The sequence below is a fragment of the Gordonia sp. SL306 genome (assembly GCF_026625785.1).
GTDB lineage: Bacteria > Actinomycetota > Actinomycetes > Mycobacteriales > Mycobacteriaceae > Gordonia.
In genome coordinates, this window is record NZ_CP113063.1 from 1,869,883 (window position 1) to 1,891,502 (window position 21,620).

A 21,620-nucleotide genomic window follows, 5' to 3' on the forward strand; every position below is an offset into this window, starting at 1 on the left:
GGATTCCGGTTGCTGTCGGCGGGGTCTCACTCCGAGATCCGCAGACCGTCCCACTCGTGGTCGTGCATGAATCCCTCGGCGAGCCCGACCTTGTACTTGTAGCAACTGCGCAGGATGCCGAGATAGGCGAACGGGAGGAGGAGCGCGGGGCGCTGGTCACCCGGACAACTGATAACGTCGCTCGACGACCGGAAGGCGCGTACGAATTCGCGCATGCTGCGGCCACGGCGCGAATCCTTGCGCCACCCGTAGAGCAGCATGCCCAGGCCGATCATCTTGTCGACATCGGCTCCGGGGGTGATGATCTCGTCGTTGGTCCCGAAGAATGCGCGGTCGACGCCATCCTCCGGACCGAACATCATGATGCCGCTGGTCGCCCGCGGGTTGCACTCGATGCAGAACAGCCCACGTTCCGGATCCTCGATGAAGTCGAACCCGACCTGACCGGTGAAGTTCATGTCCCGCACGAACTTCGAGATCCATTCGAAGATCGCATCGTGCTGGACCGACTTGAAGTTCAGGCACGAACTCCCACCGATCGCATAATCCACCGGATAGGTGGCATGGGCATTGATCTGGCCGTCACGGCAGATCGAGTAGGTGCAGTAGTTGGTCCCGGAGAGCCACTCCTGCGCCAGCCACGGGTTGATCGGGTCGAACTCGACCCAGTCCATCGGGTCACCCGGGGTGACCTTGTGGACCTTCTGCGATCCCCGCGAATAGCACTCCTTGAGGGCGAACGGTGCGTCGAAATCGAGCGCCGCGAGGTCGTCGGGACCGCGGACCTGAGCGTATTTCAGCGCCGGAATCCCACGGGCGACGAGAAGCTCCTGGAACTCGAATTTGTTGTGGAGGCTGTTCTCGGTCTCGAAATCGGACAGGAACAATTCGCATTCGGGCGGGAAGATGTCGACCATCATCGAGAGGATGTCGGTCTCCTCGTGGATCGGGATGACCATGTCGACCTTTTCGTCGACGACGATCTGCGCGAGTGCGTGGCAGTACGCCCGCGGCTCGAATTTGGGCGCAGGCACCCGGTGAAAGGCGTCCGCGCCATGAGAGAACCTGGTCACACCCACCGGGATGCTGTCGACGATGGTCACCCGATGTCCCGCCGCAGACATCAGGCGGGTCAGCTCGAGGGTCAGGAACGACCGCCCGAAAGTGATCAGAACGTGCTTTTGTCCGGAAGTCCCCACAGTGCCCACCGGATCGAGTCTAGGAGAGGGCCGATAGGGTGATCCATCGGCCCGGAGGAGACCTGCCGAAAAAGGAATAGTCGGTCGCCCGCAAACGTTGCAGAATGCTGTTACGCCGGGTTGACCCGAACAGACAGGCGAGAGAGGCGGGGTTTACTGATGTTCGTGATCGGCATCATCGCCGCTTGCCTCGCCGCCGTCGCCTACGGGATGTCCACCGTACTACGCGCGCTGGGCGCGCGCCGGGTGGCGACGGCCGCCCGTGACGAGGGCACCGAGGACAACCAGACCAACGCGGTCGGCGGCCCATCGCTGCAGTCGACGATGTCCACCTTCGTCGATCCATCGTTCATTCTCGGCACGATGATGGTGATCATCGGCTTCGCCGGTGGCGCGCTGGCCGCGCGATTCCTCCCGCTGTTCCTCTCCCAGACCATCGTGTCGGCGAATCTCGTGATCACCGCCCTACTCGGCACCATCATGCTGAACATCGCGCTGCACACCCGCGACTGGATCGCCATCTGGCTGGTCGTGCTGTCGCTGTGCCTGCTCGGCATGTCGGCCGAGCACCACACGGGCGGCGGCGAGAGCGCCGTCTTCCATTGGGAACTGTTCGTCGCCACCCTGGGACTCTGCGCGATCGCCCTGTTCGGCGTGTACCGGCTCGGCAAGCACGCGGCCATCGTCGGCGGCGCCACCGCGGGGCTGCTGTTCGGCATGATCGCGATCGCGGTCCGCGTCCTCGACGGCGTCGCGCCGTTCCATCTCGTCACCCTGCTCACCGACCCGGCCGCCTGGACCATCGCGGTCGCAGGCGCCGTCGGCTTCTTCGTCCAGACGGTCGCTCTGCAGGTGGGTGCGGTGAACGGGGTGACGGCAGTCCTGGTCGTCGGCGAGACAGCCGGCCCGAGCCTCGTCGGTGTGCTGTTCCTCAACGACACGGCCAAGCCCGGACTCGGGTGGCTGGCCATCGTCGGCTTCATCGGCGCCGTCATCGGAGCGGTGCTCGTCGCCTGGTACGGCTCCGGCGACCCCGATCATTTCGGCGAGGCGCCACCGCTGAAGGGCGGATGGCGGCGTGGCCGCGTCGATTCGTCCGGCGCCGACACCGGGGAGATCGACACCGGGTTCTACGGGTCCGATCTGTTCGGATGGTCGTCGGCGGCGCGGTCGAGTCGCCGCAGCCGATCCTCCGACGACTCCGAGGGGCCGTCGGAGGACGCGTCGCACTGACGACCGCCGAGCCGTTGGACCTTCAGTCCTTCTTGCGGGTACCCGGTAGTACTCCCGCGTCGATCACAGCCTTCACATACGGCCGCGTGCGTTCCAGGAGTTCGTCGACGCCGGGCTTCGCCCAGGCCTGGGCAGTGATGGCATCGGTCTCGGCCTCGATCGCGCGATAAACGTCCAGGCCGGCGTCGGTCAGTCGCTCGCCCGATTCCACACGGGTCGCCAGACCACGACCGACCAGCCGGTCCACGGAGGCATCCCAGTCGTCGTCCGACCACCCGCGAGTCAGCTGGATGAGCTTGCGGCCGAGAGTCCGCCGACGGACCGTCGGGTCCGGCAGCTCGGCCTCGTGGAAGATCACCGCGTCCAGGGCATCGAGGTCGTGGTTGACCAGCACCGCGATGTGGTTGTCGCCGCGCCATTCCCGGAGGACGGCGATGGCGTGCCACAGCGCGACATGCGGCTCGTCGGGCGGGGTGGCGGCGGCCCAGGCCGACGCCAGCGGGCGGCCACCGAACGGCAGCCCGTGGGCGAGTTCGCGATAGCGACTGGTCAGCTCGACGATCTCGGGGTCGCCGACCCGATCACCCAGGATCGTGCGCAGCTGCTCGTCGAGCATCTGCACGCGCCGCGCCGCGACCTTCTCGAGCCCGACCGCGCGGGCGGCATCCCAACTCGTGGCGATCAGGTCGGACGCGAAGTTGTAGAACGACGACGTCACGACCGACGCGTGGCACTCCCCCATCGGAGCGGCGCGAGCGCCGACGTAGAAGCCGTGGCCGTCGAGGCCGGTGTCCTCCTGCGCCGCACGCAGGCCGTGATTGAAGTACGCGAGAACGTGAAACGGCTCGATGCTCTCGTAGGCCTTGCGGGCGGTCTGGTGGGCGGTCTCATCGGCGATCGAGGTCATCGGTCCACACTCGCGGCCACCGAGTGCCGCTGTCAACCGGTGCCGCTGTCAACCGATTCGGTAGGTCTTGGGCGGCAAGTCGGGTAGATGTTGAACCATGGATGATCTCGAGGCGATCAAGCAGCTCAAGTACCGCTACCTCCGTGCACTGGACACGAAGGACTGGGAGGTGTTCGAAGGCACCCTCACACCCGATGTCACCGGCGACTACGGCAGCAGCCTCAAGTTCACCACCCGTGACGAGCTGGTCGGCTTCATGCGCGAATCGGTGGGACCCGCGGTGATCACCGAACACCGAGTCGCCCATCCCGAGATCGACGTGGAGGGCGACGAGGCCACCGGACGCTGGTACCTGCAGGACCGGGTCATCGTGCCGGATTTCAAGTTCATGCTGATCGGTGCCGCGTTCTACGCGGACCGCTACCGCCGCACCGACGAGGGTTGGCGGATCTGCGGGACCGGCTATGACCGCACCTACGAGGCGAAGATGAGCCTCGACGACGTGCCGAGCTTCGCTCTGGACGTCGGCCCAGCGATCCGGATCGACTGATGTCACGGCGCGCAGAGGTCTTCGCCGATCGACAGGCCGCCGGTCGAGCTCTCGTCGAACGACTTCGCAGCGCGCCGATCCCGTCCGGTTCGAGTGAGGGCGCCACGCACGACCGTATCGTCGTGCTGGGTCTGGCGCGCGGCGGTGTGCCGGTGGCCCGGGTGGTGGCCGATGCCCTCGGTGCCCCACTCGACGCGCTCGTGGTCCGCAAACTCGGCGCGCCCGGTCAGCCCGAGTTCGCGATGGGCGCACTGGCGGCGGGGCAGGTCGTCGTCAACGACGACGTCCCCCGCCGACTCGGTGTCTCACCCGAACAGTTCCAGGAGGTGGTCGACCGCGAGGAGGCCATCCGCATCGATCGCGAGCAGCGCTACCGGGGAGGTGCCCAACCGGTGGCCGTCGAGGGCAAGACGGTGATCCTCGTCGACGACGGGATGGCGACCGGATCGACGATGGCGGTGGCGCTGCGTGCCGTGGGCGCGGCCGGTGCCGCTGCCGTCGTCATCGCGGTGCCGACGGCACCCGACGACGCGATCCGACGCTTCACCGCCGATCCGGCCGTCGACGCCGTTGTGTGTGTGCGCTCTCCGGAGCCCTTTCACGCCGTCGGGTTGTCGTATCGCGATTTCCAACAGGTCAGCGACGACGAGGTCACGCGCTGCCTCCGGCTCAGATGACGCGCCGCATCAACCCTGGCGTACTCGATTCTGTTGCGCCAGATCTTGTCTCCGCGCCGAGCGCGATCACCTCGTTGAACCCGTCGACGAGACAGTCGGCGAAGAGTTCCGGCTCGGTGATCGAGGCGGCATCGTGGTTGAGCCCCAGGCAGGCCGTGCCGTTGTGGGTGATCATGGTGGCCATCACCGCACACCCGGGCAACGGCCCGAACGGGAACATGCGTTCCACCTTCGCCCCGGCGACGTAGGTGTCCCAGGGGATTCCCGGCACGTTGCTGGCCTGCAGGTCGTTTTGTGTTGTCGCACCGCTGAACTGAGCGAGGACCTGACCCGGCAGCCAGGCGAGCACCGACCCGAGCGTGTTGAAGATGTCGACGGCGGGTTCGGTCCGCGCGGCGCGGACCTGTTCGCGGATGGTGAGCACCCGCTCGAACGGGTCGGCGATGCCCACCGGACCGGCCATGCGTCCCACCGCGATCCGGTTCCCGCCTGCCGGATCCTCGGGCCTTCGTACCGAGATCGGGATGGCCACCGGGATCGCGTCGACCGGCTGCCCGAGCTTCTCGTGATAGAGCCGGAAGCCACCGATCAGACCGGCGAGATAGACGTCGTTGACCGAGGCCCGGGCGGTGACGCCGGCGGCCTTCAGGTCGGCGAACGGGACCTCGAAGGCACTGAACCTCCACGAGATACTCCGCGCGGCGAGCAGCGGCGACCCCGGCGGAGACACCAGCCCGGCCACTCGCGGCACCGACCGTCCATATCGCAGGACGTCGCTCAGCGCCTTCCTCGGTCGGGTCAGCGCGCGCATTCCCCGCACGGTGGTGTCGATCCGATGCGGGAGCCGTTGCACCTCCTCACCGAGCTGGCGGCCGACCACGTCGAACGCCGAGATGCTCACCGGCTCAGGACTGGGCGGCTGCGGCTTGCCGGGGATCGGATCACGTGACGTCGAATGCAACTGTGCCAGACCGAGAATCGCCCCCAGTCCGTCGGTGAGTGCGTGATGGGCCTTGAGGAAGTAGGCCGACCGCCCGTCGGGCAGCCCCTCGATCAGCGTGCCCTCCCATGGCGGGCGGGCCGGGTCGAGTGCAGTCATCGCCAGCTGCTCGCATGCCGAGAGGAGCTCGCGCATCGAGCCGTCGCCTGCGAGGCGGATACGCCGGAGGTGGTAGTGCAGGTCGAAGTCGGGGTCCACTGCCCAACTCGGGGTGCCGGTGCCGAACGGGGAGTCGACGACGCGCTGCCGAAAGCGTGGTGCCATCCGACTGCCCCACTCGTGTGCGGCGAGCAGCCGATCCCAATCCGGTACGCAGTCATAGATTTCCAGCATGCTGATGGTGCCGCGCAGCCGGCGATCGGTGTCGCCCCGCCACATCAGGGCATCGACCGGGCTCATGTGCGGCTCGTTGGCCCAGTCCAGTGGCTGGTCGGTGCTGCTCACTCCCACACTCCCGTGGCTCGGGTCATCCGACCGTCCTCGAACGATTCGACCGGCCAGTCGGCCAGTGCCGTCACGAACATCTGCCGGACCTCACCGGCATGCTTGCCTGCGTCCTCCGGCCGCCACTGCGACGTGTCGACCGGCGGCAACACCTTGACCTCCACTGTGCCGGGTCTGATCAATTGCGAGCCACGCCACATCAATTCACCGGTGTTACGCAGGACCACGGGCACCACCGGCACACCTGCCTGCATCGCGATGTGGAACGGCCCCTTCTTGAACGGCCCGATCCGCGGCGTCGACGACCGGGTGCCCTCCGGCGCGACCACCAGCGACACACCCTCGTCGCGGAGTTTGCGGACCGCAGGCTGCATCTGCTCGATCGCCTTGCCTGCGTCGGCACGGTCGATGAAGACCAGGCCCGCCGCGTCGAGGATCTGCCCGAGCACCGGTACCCGCTTGACCTCTTTCTTCGCGACGCCGGTCGCGTCGCGGCGGACCAGATGGATGATCACGGGCAGGTCGAGTTTGGACTGGTGGTTGAACACGAACACGCACGGGCGGTTCGACGTCAGGTACTCGGCGCCGTCCAGAATGCGCACACCGACGCCGGCGATGCGCAGTCCGAGATCGTTCCCCGCCGGGATGGCCTTCTCCACGAGCACATTCGGGTCCCGGCGAACGAGGCCGCCTGCGGCTCCGAGGGCCGCCGACCCGATGAAGGAGCCGTAGAACGCGGCCGTCCGCGCCGCCATCGCCAACTGGTTGTGGCTCGGGTTGCGCAGGTCGAGGATCGGCCAGCCCCGCGCCTGGGCCTCCGCTCGCAGGCCGTACCGCGGTGACACGGCCGCCGGATGTCCGACCGACTCCAGGTAGGGGATGTCCTCGTTGCCGTCGCTGTAGGCGAACGACGCGTCGAGGTCCATCTCGTGTTCGCGCGCCAGCGCGCGCACGGCGGCGGCCTTACCCGGACCCCACAGCGGCCGCCCGAGAATCTCGCCGGTCAGCACCCCGTCGACCACCTCGACGTCGGTCGCGAGTGCGTGGTCGGCCTCGATCTCACGGGCGATGGGGTCGATCTGAAAGCGCGTGGCCGAGGACGCGATGACGATCCGATGTCCCATCTCGCGATGCGCCCGCAGCAGCTGCCACATCTGCGGACGCAGATGCGAGGCGGTCTCGTGTCGGAACAGATCGTCGCCGAACGCGAGCATCTCGGCATAGGTCTTGCCGGCGAAGGTCGGTCTGGTCGCCTCCAGCACTTCGGCATAGTCCTGTTCGGACTTCACCCCGCGCAGCGCGATCAGCAGGAAGCTGCCGAGTTCGCCGAGGCCGAACTCGAGACTCTTCACCCGGGCCCGCGTGATCGCGCTCGCGGAGAAGCCCTCGATGAGGGTGCCGTCGTAATCGAAGAACGCACCGATCTTCTTCCCGGTGGGCGCCGCCCGGATCTCCCGTAGTCGGTCCGCGACCGTGCTCATGTCAGCAATCCCGCCTGCTCGGCCTCGATCCACGCGATCCGCCGCAACCGTTCCCGCATCGAGCGAACCTCGTCGAGCCACTTCTGCCGAGCGGTCGCGAGGTCGGTGTCACCGGGACCGGCACCGTCGTCGGGGACGAGTCCCCGGTTGTCGGCCAGCTGATATGCCGCGTCATAGAGCTCCGTCGAGACCGAGTCCTTGCTGCGCACGATGCCCTGCAACGACAGCTGACGGCCGAGGCCGAGGCAGTCGGCGAGCACCTGATCCTTGCCGAGCGATCCGTCGCCGAGGCAGACGAGCCGTTCGGCCACCACCAGCTGCGCGTCGAAGAACGGCTGCAGGGTGCGGCGCGCGAACAGGGCGCCGGCATGGTCGTGCAGCACCCGATCGGTCCATTCCGGCGTCGGCGACACCTCACGCCACCCGGGCGCGACCAGGTCGAGCTCGGCGCCGAGCCGATGCAGGAAGACGTCCTTGGTCGGGAAGAAGAACTCGAACTTCAGCAGATCCCGGATCCGCAAGGCCTCCTGCTGGGCGGCCGGGAGCAATCCACCCTCGCCGACGATCAGGTCCCCTTCGGCAGTGGCCAGCAATCCCAGCTCGACGATCGCCCGATCGACGAAATGGTGCAGCGCCCCGTTCCGGTAGTAGGCGGCGACGGCGTGGTTGTCGGGGGCGATCGACCAGACCGTGTCGGTGCCGCCGTCGTAGGCGGTCAGCACCCCGGCGTCGGTGAGCTCCCGTAGCGTGCGCCGCAATCCGACGCCGCGGCACAGCGCCGGATCCGGTCCGGGTAGGTCCCGCTGCTCGATGTAGTCGAGCAGCGGCGCGAGAATCGCCTCGATCTCCGCCGCGGTGTACGCGCGATCGCGCGCACCGAGGATCGCGAAGCCGGCGAGCGACGTCGCCGAGATCGGTGTGGCGGCATTGATCTCGTCCATCACCTTGAACGCGACCTTGTCCAGTCTGGCCCGGCCCTCGCCTGCCTCGCGCAGCGCCTGCCGCAGCGAGAACGGTTCTCCGAAGCGGACCCGCGCCTCCCCGAGGTAACTTCGCTGTGCCTTCGCGTACTTCAGCAGCCAGGTGATGCCCTCCGGCTTCTTGGTGCCGCCCGCGGATTCGGCCGCCATCGCGCCGATCTCGTGCAGCTGGTCGTACACGATCGAGGTCGGCACCACCATCACGTCGGAGTCCTCGAGTTGCTCGACCGCGTCGACGACGTAGGCGAGCAGACCGAGCATCGGCTTGCGGAGTTTTCCGGTGCGGCTGCGGCCCCCTTCGATGTACCACTCGAGGTTGAACCGTTTCTCCACGATGAACGACAGATAGGACCGCATCGCGAACTTGTAGACGGGATCACCGCCGAACTTGCGGCGGATGAAGATCATCCCCGCCCGGCGGGCGATGGGCCCGACCGGCCAGAACGACAGATTGTTGCCACCCAGGACCAGATTCGGCGGGAAGTCGTGACCGCGCAGGACCTCGGCGAGCACCAGTGGGTCGACGTAGGAGCGGTGCGACGGCAGGAACACCAGGCCGTGTGACCTGTTCAGGGTGCGCAGGCGGTTCAGCGTGTCGAGGTCGACCGACACGGTCCAGGTCCGTTCGTGCAGGTTGCTGAAGACCGAGGAGAAGACGTCGTCCATCAGACGGCTCTGGGTGGCGACGAAGTTCGACATCTTGTCGGTCGCCTCCTGCACCACCGCAGCGGCCGGGCGACCGAGTTCGGCGGCGAGTTTGGCCGCCTTGGCCTGGAAGCGCGCCGACGAGCTGATCTGTTCGGCGACCAGCCTCGGCACCTTGTACCGGTCACCGACGATCTGACGCTCGGCGCGCTCGGCCGACAGCGAGGCCTGCACGGAGACGAACGCGGTGAACGGTTCCCCCTCGGCGAACTCGTTGACGTACCGCTGACGCAGTTCGGCCACCGTCGCCGGTTCCCCCTGCACCACGCGCAGCCGATCGGGCCGCCGATTCTTGATGGCCTTCTGCCGTAACGCCATGGGCCGTCGAGGATTGGACAGCACCAGCACGTCCGCCAGGGACACCCGGCGCTCCCCCTGCCGCACCGCGGGCAGCCAGACGGCACGCGCGGGGATCAGCTCGGTGTCGGGGTCCAGGTCGTCGGCGACCACCTCACGCAATGCCCGCACCGGGGCGTCGGGATGGGTGGTCGCCGCCCATTCCCGCACCGCCTGCAGCTCACATGCCGTGCGCACCTCCGCGAGCACCAACGAGTCGCCCACGACACACCACCTCTCGCGCCTCCCGACCCCGACGATCCGGACCGGTTGGGCTCATTGTGACCCCAGATCGACCCACCCATGACGGGTTCGACGAGACAGGGTCCAGACCGTGCTCAGGTGGTGCCCGCATTCGCCTTGAGCAGCAGGGCGGCGATCTCGGATCGGTCGGCGACGTCGAGTTTCGTGCAGGCCCGATAGATGTGGCCCTCGACCGTCCGCACCGACACCGTCAGGCGCCCGGCGATCTCCTTGTTGGACAGTCCCGCGGCCACCAGATTGGCGATCTCGCGCTCGCGGGTGGTCAACGGAAGCGGCTGCGCCGCCTCGACCAGCGCGGGCGTCCGCAGACCGCCACATTCCGCGGCGAGACGATTGGCCACCGCCGCCGAGGCGACCGTCGCCGCGCGGTGGCCGGCTGCCTCGTGCAGGACACTCGCCTGGGCAGCTGCGTCGGCCGCCGAGAGCCGCACACCGACGTCTTCGAGTTCGGTTGCGCAGAGATCGAGTTCGACGGCGTCGCCGGATGCCAGTGCCTCCGCATGTCGCGCGTAGAGCCCCGCGAGCGGTCCGTCGATCTGGTCGGCCAACTCCCGCAGGCGTTGCGCACCCGAGGAGTCACCGAAACGGGCCGCCGAGTGGAGTGCTTCGGCCTCGATCGCGTATTGCCCGGACTCCTGCGCCGAGGCGGCTGCCCCGGCCGCGGTCTGCGCCGCCACCGATACCGTGCCCGCGGCCGCCTCCTGCCACGACTTCGCGATGGCGAGCATCGGGCCGAACACCGCGATGTGCCGGCCGAATCGGTCCTGCGCCTTACGGAGTGCGCGTTGGGCTCGCTCGGTTCGACCGGCCGCGCTGAGCGCCTGGACGAGATAGAACTGTGCTGGATAGTTCCAGGATTCTGCCGCACGGCCGCTGTCGAGGGTCGCCAGGGTCTGCTCCATACGCCGGGCCACCGCGGAGCTGTCGCCGCGCGCCAGTTCGACCACCGACACCAGGATGCCCGCCATTCCCCAGCCCAGATACTGACCGACGTTCGAGAACGCGACGTACCGCTGCGCCCGGATATCGGCCTCGTCGAGTCGGCCGGTGAGCGTCAGGCCCAGGATCTCGCCCAAACCGGTTGGGAATCTGAGCAATCCGTCGGTGGTCGTCTCCGCGGTACGCGCCCGCGCGGCGAGTTCGGCGACCTCGTCGCCGCGTCCCGACAGTGCTCGCGAGAGGCCCCCGCCGAAGACCGCCCACTCCACCGCCCACGGAGATGGGTTCGGCGAACCGAGGACTTCGTCGGACAATACGATCGCATCGTCGATTCGATTTCCGAATACTGCACGCGCAGAGGCATATCCCTTGACCACCAGCGACAGATTGGGGTCGGTGACCTTCTCGCGCAACATGTCCAGCACCGGATCGGCACGATCGGCATCACCGATCGCCCAGAAGAGATTGCCGAATCGCATTCCGCCCCAGAGCACCAGCTCCAACTCGCTGAGCTCCGCTGGGCGGAACGCGGCCAGCACGTCTTCCGCCTCTTCCGCGTACCCCTGCCACATCAGCGCCCGTGCCAGCGGTTCGGCCGCCCCGACACCTCCCTTCCCCTCGGCGGCAGCGGCACGTGCGAACCGCTCGCCGAGCGGGGCGTTGGCGAATCCGAGGGCGTCGCGCGCGGCCGCGCTCATCAGGTCCGCATCGACGCCGACGTCACTCTCCAAGGCGAGGTCGGCGAGACGGATGCGTTCCGTGGGCGTCTCCGCGCCCCTCGCTCGCAGGGCCTTGACCAGACGCCCGCGCAGTCGCCGCGACGACGCCAGCCCGAGCCGGTGCCGGATGACCTCACCGAACAATGGATGGTTGTAGCGAACCTGCAGGCTGCGGCCATCACGGGAGATGCGGACCAGGCCGGCGATCTCGGCCTCCTCGACCGCCTCTTCGCCTGCCAGCTCGGAGAGGATCTCGATGTCGAGCGGTTCGCAGAGGGCCAGGTACTTCAGCACATTCAGCACCGCGTCGTCGAGCTGCTCGATGCGACTCTCCAACAGCGACGCCAGTTCCGAGGTGATCGCAGCACGGCCCCGCAACTGCCACACACCGTTCACCTGACGCAGCGTCTCGGCCTGTCGCGCGCCCTCGACGAGATGCCGGAGGAACAGCGCGTTGCCACCCGACGCCTCCCACATGAGGTCGGCCGAGAGTCCTTCCAGCTGCCCGCCCAGAACCGACTCGATGAGCTCGACGCTCTGCTGTTTGGTGAACGGCGACAACGTGATCCGCTTGAGGTGATTGTCTTTCCACAGCGAGGTCACCGCATCCGGCACCGACTCGCCACTCCGGACCGTCGCGACGATGTGCACCGCGCGGTCGATGGCGAGCTGGTGCAACAGGGTCGCCGACAGCTCGTCGAGGAGGTGGGCGTCGTCCACCCCGATCACGACGTTCCCGTCGGCGAGCAGGGATTCGCGCGCCGCGGCCAGATAGGTCACCGGATCGCTGGTCGTCGCCGGTCCCACCAGGTGCGCGAACACCCCGAGCGGGATGCTCCTGGCCGACTCGGTACCCGCGACCCACCGCACGCCGCCGTCGAGTGCGGCCGTGACGTGACGCGCCAAGGTCGTCTTGCCGACCCCCGAATCGCCGGTGAGCACGACTCCGCACGCAGTCGTCTCACCGCGCAGCGCGGATTCGATGATGCGGAACTCTTTCTCGCGCTCGACCAGAGGCCAGTTCGAGGACATGTGGGGATTTTAGTCGCATTGCCCGGTCGACGACACCGCGATTCGATCGCTATGCGTCGCGACGCTCGGTCATCACGATCCCGATCACGAAGACGATGACCGCGAAAACGGCGAAGTAGATCAGCGATCCGTAGACGTTCCAGTGGTATTGGGTGTCACCGGCTCCCTCGTTCAGGAAGCGGGAACCGTTGGCGAACGGCAGGAACGGCGCGATGTGCTCGCCCACCTTGGGGAGGATGGACAGAATCGACTCGAGGGCCAGATTCCAGATGAGCACGATCACGATCGCGCCTGCCGTGTGCCGGACGATGGCTCCCACCCCCAGTCCGATCAGCACATAGAGCGCGGCGATCACGGGGGTGCCCCAGATCTGGCGCACCACGCCCGGGTCGCCGAGCTCGATGCCGCTCGACGAGCCGGCGAGACCGCGCACCAAGAAGATGCCCACCACCGCGAGCACCAGGGTGACCGCTACGGCGAGCGCACCGAACACACCGGCCTTGGCGAGCAGGACAGTGGATCGTTTCGGGATCGCCTGGAACGTGGTCCGGATGGTGCCGAAGCGGTACTCGCTGGTCACCGCAAGCACGGCCATGATCATCAGCACGAGCACGCCGAAGGCGTTCAGTCCGATCAGCGCGGTCCATGCGGATTCGCCCGGCGACGGTCCCAGCGGCGCCGTCGACGTCGCGCCGGTGAGCCCGGCCACGGCGACAGCGAGCACGACGACCACGGCGATGCACCAGTACGGCGACCGCGTGGACGTCAGCTTGATGCGTTCGGCGTTCATGGCGGCGATCATCGCGGGCCTCCCTGGATTCGAGGGTCGCTTCCGGGTTGGGCGGGAGGACCGCCGCCCTGGTACTGGACCGCGCCCGCGGTCATCGACATGAAGACCTCTTCGAGCGATGCGCTCGTGCCGGTGAGTTCGTGTAGCGCGATCCCGGCCTGCCCTGCGAGATCACCCACCTGATCGGTGGTGACGTCGGCGACGGACAGCGCCGGGCGGCCGTCGGATGCGGTGAGGGGCACGACGTTCAGACCTGCCTCGGCGAGCACCCGGTGCAGGTCCGGTAGTCGAGGGCTGCGTACCCGCACGCTGCTCGACGCACGGCTGGTGAACTCGCCGACCGAGCAGTCGGCGATCAGCCTTCCCTGGCCGATCACCACGAGATGGTCGGCGGTCAGCGACATCTCGGTCAGCAGGTGACTCGACACCAGGACGGTGCGGCCCTGCCCGGCCAGATGCCGCATGAAGTTGCGAATCCAGACGATGCCCTCCGGATCCAAACCGTTGACCGGCTCGTCGAACAGCAGTGTGTGCGGGTCGCCGAGCAGGGCACCGGCGAGTCCGAGCCGTTGCTTCATGCCGAGCGAGAATCCGCCTGCGCGTTTGGTGGCGACCGACGTGAGGCCGACCATCTCGATCACCTCGTCGACCCGGCGCGCCGGGATACTGCTGGAGGCCGCCATCCACCGCAGATGCGACCTGGCGCTGCGATTGGGGTGCACCCATCCGGCGTCGAGCAGCGCACCGACCTGTCGCAGCGGATGGTCGAGTTCGCGATACGGGCGACCGTTGATGGTCGCGGTCCCCGAGGTCGGTCGGTCCAGTCCGAGCATCATGCGCATCGTCGTGGATTTGCCCGCCCCGTTCGGGCCGAGGAACCCTGTCACCACCCCGGGCCGGACGTTGAAGGACAGATCGTCGACGGCACGCGTCCGCCCGAAGTCCTTGGTCAGCTTCTCGACTGTCAGCACACCTCGACCATAGACATCTCCGCACTCACCGGGCGCACTCCGCACCGCCTGTCGTCATAGGGTGTGCCCATGGCGACGACGTTCACAGTGCTGCTCTGGCCGGTCACCGGCCACGAGTCGGAATTGCACGCCTACGAGGACGATGTCCTGCGATTGGTCGACGAGCACCGGGGTCGCGTGCTCACACGCCTACGCAACGTCGAGGGCGATGCCGACCATCCGCTCGAGACCCAGATCATCGAGTTCGCCGACGAGGCGGCCTTCGACTCCTACATGCAGGATTCACGCCGGCAGGCGATGGCGCGGCGTCGCGACATGTGCGTCGCGAAAACGCAGATGTGGCGGGTCGAATCCGCCTGACGCCCCGTCCATCGGGCGCAGTTTCTCGCCGACCGTGCGCAGTTTCTCGCCGACCGTGCGCCGCATGGTGGTCAGTCGCACACTCGACGCGATTCTGTGCACGATGGACGCCGATCTGTGCACGCTCGGCGAGAAATCGGGCCCGGTCGACGGGCTACGCACGCGCCGGCGACGACGCCTGGGCCCAGAACCGCTTGGGCATCCGGCCCGCGCCTGCGGCGTACCGTCCGGCGATCACGGCGTGTCGCATCGCGGCCGCCATCCGCTCCGGGTCGTCGGCGCGGGTGACCGCCGACGCGAGGAGCACCGCGTCACAACCGAGTTCCATCGCCAGCGCCGCGTCGCTCGCGGTGCCGATACCGGCGTCAAGTACCACCGGAACCCGGGCCGCCTCGACGATCATCTCGATGTTGTGGGGATTCGCGATGCCGAGGCCGGTTCCGATCGGCGAGCCCAGCGGCATGACGGCGGCCACCCCGAGATCCTGCAGTCGCGCGGCGAGGACCGGATCGTCGTTGGTGTAGGCAAGCACTGCGAATCCGTCGTCGACGAGAGCCCTTGCCGCATCGACCAATTCGATCGGATCGGGCAGTAGCGTGCGCTCGTCGGCCACCACTTCGAGCTTCACCCAATGGGTTTCGACGGCCTCGCGCGCGAGTTGCGCGGTCAGCACCGCCTCGGCGGTGGTGTGGCAGCCGGCGGTGTTGGGCAGGATCGCGATGTCCAGACGTCGGAGCATCTCGATCATCCCGGTCCGGGACTCGGGACTCACCCGCCGCAGCGCCACGGTGGTCAACTCGGTACCCGACGCCACCAGAGCCCGTTCCAGCACAGCGAGATTGGTGGCACCGCCGGTGCCCATGATCAGGCGCGACGTCAACTCGCGGTCGGCGATCCGCAACGGTGCGTCGGCGGCCATGGCCGCGATCGGGCTATCCACCCTGCACCGCCGTCACGATCTCCACACTCGCGTCGTCGCGAAGCACTCGATCCCACCGGCCACGAGGGACCACCTCGCCGTCGATCGCGACCGCGATCCCGCGATCGGGTAGACCCAGTTTCGCGACCAGATCCCCGATCGATGCGTCGGGTGCGAGATCGGTCGCCTCGCCGTTGACCACAATCGTCATGATGGCTCCACTCCTTCCGTGGTGCTGCCGAGTTCGCCCGCAGCGACCCATCCATCCGTCAGCAGTTCGAGAACCTTGTCGGCGGTGTAGGGCGCCAACAGGATTCCGTTGCGGCCGTGCCCGGTCGCCACGACCGCCCGGTCGTCGACGCGCCGGATGATCGGCAGCCCGTCGGCGGTACCGGGCCGCAGACCCGCAGCGGCCTCGGCGAGCTGGTAGGTCCGCAAACCCGGCATCAGGTCGACGGCATCGGCGAGCAGATCGCTCACACCACCGACCTCGGGCGCCGGCTCACTCTCGTCCAGCGGCTCGTATTGGGTTGCGCCGACGACGACCCCGTCGTCGCGGGGTACGAGATAGACCTGCCGACCATGCATCCGGGCGCGGATCACGCGGGAGGGCTGGGCCACCGACCATCGCGTCCGACGCAGCCGCAGGATCTCGCCCTTCGCCGCGTGGAGTGCCACGTCGGGGACCAGCGAGCGTGTGCCCAGGCCTGCCGCGACCAGGATCTGGTCGGCGTCGACGTCGTCGAGATCGGTCACTCGCTCGTCGACGAAGCGCACTCCCGTCCCGACGAGGGCCTCGCGAAGTCGGGCCAGCAGCCGGCGATTGTCCACCGCGCCCTCCCCGACCGCCAGGTATCCGCTGTGCAGGCGTGAGCTCAGTCCCGGTTCGCGTCGACGGATCTCGGCGAGGTCGACCCGCCGCAGATCATCCTGCGAGCGGGGCGCGCGGGACCAGACGAACTCGGCGAGGTTCGCGAGATACTCGGCGTCTGCCGACGACGCTGCCACGAACAACGACTCGGTGGCGGCCATCACCGTCGGATCGCCCAGACGCGCCACCAGATCCGGCCAGCGTCGCACCGATGCCGCCGACAGCGCGAGCAGATCGTCCTCGCCGGGGTGACCTTCGCCGAGGGAGCCGAGCATGCCGGCGGCCACCCAGGCCGCCCGATCGGCGGTGCCCGCATCGTGGACCCTGACCCGGTGGCCTGCGTCGACCGCGGCGAGCGCACACGTCAGCCCGATGACGCCGCCGCCGACGACGGCGAGTGTCGGGCCAGGTCGGTCGATACTCAAGGGGTGACATCCTTCCTTCGCCGGCATTACCCGGATCAGGTCAAACGGTCAGCGGGGGTTCGGCCCGCACTCTCAGCCCGTCGTACCCCGGGCTCCCGTGTCTCGACGTCTAGCCTACCGTTGCGTCCGTGACACCGACTCGAGGCCCGAGATCCGTCCGCCTGTCATCGGCCCGGGTGTATCTGTGCACCGACGCCCGGCGCGAACGTGGCGATCTGATCGAGTTCGTCTCCGCAGCACTCGCCGGTGGTGTCGACATCGTGCAGCTACGCGACAAGGGATCGCCCGGTGAGGCGCGGTTCGGCACGCTGGAGGCCCGCGAGGAACTCGAGGTCCTCGCCAGGCTCCGCGAGGTGACGCGTCGGCACGACGCGCTGCTCGCCGTCAACGACCGTGCCGATGTCGCCGTCCTCGCCGATGCCGACGTACTGCACGTCGGTCAGGGTGATCTGCCCGCCGCCCGCGCCCGGCAGATCACCGGTCCCGACGTCGTGATCGGGCTGTCCACCCACGACGAGGTACAGATGCGGGCTGCGGTCGTCGACGACGACGTCGACTATTTCTGCGTCGGACCATGCTGGCCGACTCCGACCAAACCGGGCCGGGTCGCACCGGGACTCGATCTCGTACGGGCAGCGGCGGACGTCGATCCGCCCAAGCCGTGGTTCGCGATCGGCGGCATCGACACCGCTCGACTGCCCGAGGCCCGGGCGGCCGGTGCGGGTCGCGTCGTGGTCGTCCGGGCGATCACCGCCGCCGACGACGCCCGGGACGCCGCGGCGCAGCTCCGGACCGCGCTCACCCGCTGACGTCCGAAAGCCGGTTGCCGCGCCCCGGCGGGCGGGTCTATCGTTGTCGACATCATGTTGTGCATGAAGAGCATTCTCGTAACCCGCCGCAGCGGGGTCTGATCGACCGACCCCCCGCTGCGGGGTCGTTGCGCTCTCTGCTCGTCGGTCATCTTTCCTTCGACCGAAACGTAGACACGAGATGCACAGCCTTCATCTTTCTCAGCAACCCTGTTCGTGTGATGCACCCGATCCGTTCGCGCCCGACCCGTTCGCTCGCCGATTCGGATGCGACCTGCCCCGAGGCATGCGTGAGGAGGCAGCCGACATGACGTGGCAAGGATTCACCGACCGATACGCACCCACCGGCGCCATCCGGCTGGGCTCGCTGCGCATCGAGACCGGACGAGAGGACATGGTCACCTGCCACGCGACCATCGCCTTCGCCGACCGGATCATGTCACTGCAGGCCAGCGCCGTCGGACCGATCGGTGCGATGACGTCGATGCTCCACGACATCGGAGCGCCGATCCAGATCGTCAGCCTCCACCAACGCGAGGTCGGCGGCACCGTGACGACATTCCTGCTGTGTGAGTCCGACGACCGGCAGTGCTGGGCCTACGGCGACGGCGCCACGGGCGACGAGGCCAACGTCAACGCTCTGATCGCCGGCGCCAACCGGTTGCGGGACCCGATCAGCTCTGGGGCTATCAGCTCTGGGGGTCGAGAGCGCTGATGCGCTCTCGCAGTCCCGGCCACGCGTTCCCGAACGCCGGGTGCAGAGGCAGTTCCGCCACGTCGTTCTCGGGGACCCAGCGCAGTTCGGCGGATTCGAAATTGGCCACGGTGCGCACCGGCTCGTCGATATCCGCGATGACCGTGGTGTACGTCCAGCCGCTCGGCGCCTGATGGGTGACGAGCGCGGCAACCACGTGCAGGTCGTCTCCGCCGACACCGGCCTCCTCATGCGCCTCGCGGACGGCCGTGTCGATCGCGCTCTCGTGCGAATCGCGCGCGCCGCCGGGGAGCCCCCATGTCCCGCCCTGATGGGACCACACCGCACGATGCTGCAGCAGGATCGCCGTGGAACCGTCCGGCAGAGGTGCCCGCAACAGCAATCCGGCCGCCCCGTGGCGCCCCCAGTAGCGCGAACCGTCCGGATCGATCACCCATCCGTCGCCGTCTCCGCGCACCCTGCCTCCTGCCGTCGGTTTCCCGCCCAGTGACCCAGACCCTCTCCACGGTATGTGAGTTGCGCGACACAGGCCAGGGAAAGCCGGCGCGGATCGGCATCTCGATCACCCGGGGACACGGCCGCTCAAGTCGAGCCGGTCAGGACGACGAGGACTAGGGTTGAAACCGGTGAGGAACACCGATCCCGACCGGGAGGGAATCGTCGCCGATACCGGGAAAACCCGGTACCTGAAACGCGTGCGCTGCCCGGTGCGACACACAAGGTGGAGACTGTGAGCCCAACGCCGGCATGCCCGGCACTAGCGGAAAGCGACGCCGGAATCATGGAGAATTCGGAAGGACCGTGAGGTGACCGGCGACGTCTCGCATATGCGGACCGCGCTCACCCGCGCGGGCCGGACCATCCGACCCACTTCTTCCGCCCCGCCGATCCGGCAGGTACTCGCAGACCGACGGGATCTGGTCGCCGCCGCGCGCCAGCGCGCGCAGTCGCCACTGACCACTCTGCGACACTATGCGGTCACCAGCCCGGGCAAGCTCATCCTGATCCTGGTGATCCTGGCCCTCGCCTGCCTGACCGCCGGGCTGTACGCCTCCGACACCCTGGAGAAGCGCACCCAGACGCTGCAGGAGATGATCGACCGGACCGAGCCGCTCGCGGAGGCCTCGCAGGTCCTCTACAGCTCGCTGTCGATCGCCGACGCCGCGGCGAACTCGGCGTTCATCTCGGGCGGCCTGGAATCCCCCGAACTCCGCACGCGCTATTCCGATGCGCTGGCCACGGCGTCGTCGTCGTTGATAACGGCCGCAGGCACCACTCACGACCTCGCCGATTCCGAGAGCGCCACCGTCCAGCGGGAGTCCAACGCGGACCTGCGGACCCTGGCCATCAACATCCCGGCATACAGCGGACTCATCGAGACCGCGCGCACCAACAACCGGCTCGGCAACCCGGTGGGCTCCTCCTACCTGGGTCAGGCGTCGACGATGATGCAGGACAAGATCCTGCCCGCCGCGCAGCGGCTCTACGAACGTCGCTCCCGGTCGATCGCCGATCCGCAGAGCACCCTGACAGTCCCGCCGTGGGGCGTGTACGCCGCGCTCATCGTGCTCATCGTCGGCCTCGTCGCGACCAGCCGCTACCTCCAGAGACGGACCCGTCGCCGCTTCAACATCGGAGTGCTCGCCGCTCTCATCGCGGTGATCGTGGGCACGGTCTGGTTGTTGGCGTCGGGTCTCATGTCGGTTGCCGCGACCAACAACGCGCGCATCGACGGCGCCGAACCCCTCCGCGACCTCACGTCGGCGCGCATCATGACCCAGCAGGCCAGGTCCGCGGAAACGCTGTCGCTGGTGCGACGTGGCGATCAGGACGATCTGGACCGCACCTTCACCGACGCGACCACGAACATCGGCCGCACCCTCGACCAGCTGGGCAAGGATCGCGACGACTCCAGCGCGGTGTCGGCGGGACAGCTCTACAACGCCAACTACGTCCTGGCCCGCTGGAAGGAACTCGACGCGCAGGTCCGCTCGCAGATGAGTTCCGGCAATTTCGCGCGCGCCCGCGTGATGACGGTGGGCGACGGCCCCAATTCGACGGCGCAGGCCTACGGTGATCTGGATCGGGCGCTGGTCGACACGATCACCACCACCCGGCTCTCCTTCCGCGACGACATCAACACCGCGCAGCGGGTGCTCGGATACACCGGCACCGGCATCCTCCTGCTGACCCTGTTCGCCGGGGCCGCCGTGATCGTCGGCCTCATCCCGCGTATCCGGGAGTACCGATGAGGTGCCCGGGCGCACCCGCGAACCGACACGCCGACCGGATCGGCAGATACCGCATGCGATGGGTGCGGGCGGTGGTGGTCCTACTGTTCGTCTGCGTCGCCGCCACTGGTTGTGTGCGCTTTCCGGCCCCTCCGTCGCCGCCACCGGTCGCCTTCGGTGTGCAGCCCACCCCGCCGGGCGCGGAGACCGATGCCGCCCGCGAGCCCGCACCGAACTCCGAGACCTGCGATGCGACGGCCAGCCTGCGGCCCGGTCCGATGCCGGTACCCGCACAGATGCCGCAGCGCACCACCATGGCCGACATCCTCGGTCGCGGACGCCTGATCGTCGGACTCGACATCGGGAGCAACCTGTTCAGTTTCCGCGATCCCCTCACCGGTGACGTGCAAGGGTTCGACGTCGACATCGCCCGCGCGATTGCCCAGGCGATCTTCGACGACCCCAACACGATCGAGTACCGCGTGCTGAGCTCCGCAGAGCGCACCCAGGCCCTCATCGACCACAGCGTCGACGTGGTGGTGAAGACCATGAGCATCACCTGCGACCGTGTGAACGATGTCGCATTCTCCAGCCCGTACTACGTTGCTTCCCAACGTATTCTGTCCACCCGGACGTCCGGTATCGACGGCCCGGCGGCGTTGGCGGGCAAACGGGTCTGCTCCGCGCGCGGGGCCACCTCGATCGGCCGCATCCAGGCAATCCAGCCGCGGGCCAGGATGGTCACCACCACCACCTGGGCCGACTGCCTGGTGATGATGCAGCAGGGCCAGGTGGACGCGACCACCACCGACGACGCCATCCTCGCCGGCCTCGCCGAACAGGACCCGTGGGTGCAACTGGTCGGCCCGAGCCTCGGCGAGGAGTACTACGGCGTCGGCATCCCGAAGGGCCAGGACGACATGGTGCGCTTCGTCAACGGTGTCTTGAACGAACTGCGCGTCAGCGGCCGCTGGCAGCAGATGTACGATCACTGGCTGTCCATCCTGGGTCCGGGCAACGGACCGCCTCAACCCGTGTACCGCGACTGACCCGACGAGTGACT

The 21,620-nt window shown here is 68.0% G+C and carries 20 protein-coding genes and 1 riboswitch; of the genes, 8 read left to right on the top strand and 12 right to left on the bottom strand.

Translation table 11 applies throughout. The features are described from left to right. Positions 1-26: 26 nt before the first annotated feature. A complete protein-coding gene (locus OVA31_RS08540) occupies positions 27-1,199 on the bottom strand; it encodes a carboxylate--amine ligase (RefSeq protein WP_267631452.1) in 1,173 nt (390 codons plus the stop codon). 159 nt (positions 1,200-1,358) lie between these two features. Between OVA31_RS08540 and OVA31_RS08545 the strand changes: the two genes are divergently transcribed. Next, entirely contained in the window at positions 1,359-2,432 is a 1,074-nt protein-coding gene (locus OVA31_RS08545; RefSeq protein WP_267630650.1) for an EamA/RhaT family transporter, read from the top strand. A 22-nt stretch (positions 2,433-2,454) separates the two neighbouring features. Here OVA31_RS08545 and OVA31_RS08550 read toward each other — a convergent pair whose 3' ends face one another. Further along, entirely contained in the window at positions 2,455-3,339 is an 885-nt protein-coding gene (locus OVA31_RS08550) for an SCO6745 family protein (protein ID WP_267630651.1), read from the bottom strand. Positions 3,340-3,436: 97 nt separating this feature from the next. Between OVA31_RS08550 and OVA31_RS08555 the strand changes: the two genes are divergently transcribed. After that, positions 3,437-3,889: a nuclear transport factor 2 family protein gene (locus OVA31_RS08555; protein ID WP_267630652.1), complete on the top strand. Its 453-nt coding sequence runs from the start codon at positions 3,437-3,439 to the stop codon at positions 3,887-3,889. Next, positions 3,889-4,566 (top strand): phosphoribosyltransferase, encoded by a 678-nt coding sequence (locus OVA31_RS08560; protein ID WP_267630653.1) that lies wholly within the window; start codon positions 3,889-3,891, stop codon positions 4,564-4,566. Before OVA31_RS08555 ends, OVA31_RS08560 begins: the two co-directional genes overlap by 1 nt. Here the strand turns inward: OVA31_RS08560 and OVA31_RS08565 are convergent. From OVA31_RS08565 to OVA31_RS08590, 6 genes are all read right to left on the bottom strand, one after another. Further along, positions 4,559-5,965, bottom strand: a complete 1,407-nt coding sequence (locus OVA31_RS08565) for a wax ester/triacylglycerol synthase domain-containing protein (protein ID WP_267631453.1) — start codon at positions 5,963-5,965, stop codon at positions 4,559-4,561. The two genes, OVA31_RS08560 and OVA31_RS08565, sit on opposite strands and share 8 nt — an antisense overlap. A 41-nt stretch (positions 5,966-6,006) precedes the next feature. Further along, entirely contained in the window at positions 6,007-7,491 is a 1,485-nt protein-coding gene (locus OVA31_RS08570) for an HAD-IB family hydrolase (protein ID WP_267630654.1), read from the bottom strand. Continuing rightward, entirely contained in the window at positions 7,488-9,737 is a 2,250-nt protein-coding gene (locus OVA31_RS08575; protein WP_267630655.1) for a glycerol-3-phosphate 1-O-acyltransferase, read from the bottom strand. The genes OVA31_RS08570 and OVA31_RS08575 overlap by 4 nt, the downstream gene beginning before the upstream one ends. A gap of 113 nt (positions 9,738-9,850) precedes the next feature. After that, positions 9,851-12,466 carry a helix-turn-helix transcriptional regulator gene (locus OVA31_RS08580; protein WP_267630656.1) on the bottom strand — a complete coding sequence of 872 codons (2,616 nt, stop codon included), beginning with the start codon at positions 12,464-12,466 and terminating at the stop codon, positions 9,851-9,853. Between the two features lie 49 nt (positions 12,467-12,515). Beyond that, positions 12,516-13,268 (bottom strand): ABC transporter permease, encoded by a 753-nt coding sequence (locus OVA31_RS08585; RefSeq protein WP_267630657.1) that lies wholly within the window; start codon positions 13,266-13,268, stop codon positions 12,516-12,518. Next, the gene (locus OVA31_RS08590) at positions 13,265-14,227 is read right to left on the bottom strand and encodes an ABC transporter ATP-binding protein (RefSeq protein WP_267630658.1); all 963 of its coding nucleotides are present in this window, start codon (positions 14,225-14,227) and stop codon (positions 13,265-13,267) included. Before OVA31_RS08590 ends, OVA31_RS08585 begins: the two co-directional genes overlap by 4 nt. 69 nt (positions 14,228-14,296) lie before the next feature. Here OVA31_RS08590 and OVA31_RS08595 point away from each other — a divergent pair, with 69 nt between their 5' ends. Beyond that, positions 14,297-14,587 carry a DUF1330 domain-containing protein gene (locus tag OVA31_RS08595; RefSeq protein WP_267630659.1) on the top strand — a complete coding sequence of 97 codons (291 nt, stop codon included), beginning with the start codon at positions 14,297-14,299 and terminating at the stop codon, positions 14,585-14,587. A 154-nt stretch (positions 14,588-14,741) separates the two neighbouring features. Here OVA31_RS08595 and OVA31_RS08600 read toward each other — a convergent pair whose 3' ends face one another. From OVA31_RS08600 to thiO, 3 genes are all read right to left on the bottom strand, one after another. Then, positions 14,742-15,506, bottom strand: a complete 765-nt coding sequence (locus tag OVA31_RS08600; protein WP_267631454.1) for a thiazole synthase — start codon at positions 15,504-15,506, stop codon at positions 14,742-14,744. A 13-nt stretch (positions 15,507-15,519) separates the two neighbouring features. Then, positions 15,520-15,717: a sulfur carrier protein ThiS gene (gene thiS, locus OVA31_RS08605; RefSeq protein ID WP_267630660.1), complete on the bottom strand. Its 198-nt coding sequence runs from the start codon at positions 15,715-15,717 to the stop codon at positions 15,520-15,522. After that, complete coding sequence (thiO, locus tag OVA31_RS08610) at positions 15,714-16,829, bottom strand: glycine oxidase ThiO (protein ID WP_420714157.1); 1,116 nt, start codon at positions 16,827-16,829, stop codon at positions 15,714-15,716. Before thiO ends, thiS begins: the two co-directional genes overlap by 4 nt. Beyond that, a riboswitch (TPP riboswitch) is annotated at positions 16,798-16,911 on the bottom strand. Its footprint overlaps the gene before it by 32 nt. A gap of 19 nt (positions 16,912-16,930) precedes the next feature. Here thiO and thiE point away from each other — a divergent pair. Further along, positions 16,931-17,611, top strand: coding sequence for a thiamine phosphate synthase (gene thiE / locus OVA31_RS08615; RefSeq protein WP_267630662.1), 681 nt, complete (start codon positions 16,931-16,933; stop codon positions 17,609-17,611). Positions 17,612-17,918: 307 nt separating this feature from the next. Continuing rightward, positions 17,919-18,326: a hypothetical protein gene (locus tag OVA31_RS08620; protein ID WP_267630663.1), complete on the top strand. Its 408-nt coding sequence runs from the start codon at positions 17,919-17,921 to the stop codon at positions 18,324-18,326. Here the strand turns inward: OVA31_RS08620 and OVA31_RS08625 are convergent. Then, a complete protein-coding gene (locus OVA31_RS08625; protein WP_164310488.1) occupies positions 18,301-18,783 on the bottom strand; it encodes an NUDIX hydrolase in 483 nt (160 codons plus the stop codon). The two genes, OVA31_RS08620 and OVA31_RS08625, sit on opposite strands and share 26 nt — an antisense overlap. A gap of 349 nt (positions 18,784-19,132) precedes the next feature. Here OVA31_RS08625 and OVA31_RS08630 point away from each other — a divergent pair, with 349 nt between their 5' ends. Further along, on the top strand, positions 19,133-20,578 hold the full coding sequence (locus OVA31_RS08630; protein ID WP_267630664.1) for a hypothetical protein: 1,446 nt from the start codon (positions 19,133-19,135) through the stop codon (positions 20,576-20,578). Next, positions 20,575-21,606 (top strand): glutamate ABC transporter substrate-binding protein, encoded by a 1,032-nt coding sequence (locus tag OVA31_RS08635; RefSeq protein ID WP_420714158.1) that lies wholly within the window; start codon positions 20,575-20,577, stop codon positions 21,604-21,606. Before OVA31_RS08630 ends, OVA31_RS08635 begins: the two co-directional genes overlap by 4 nt. Positions 21,607-21,620: the final 14 nt, after the last annotated feature.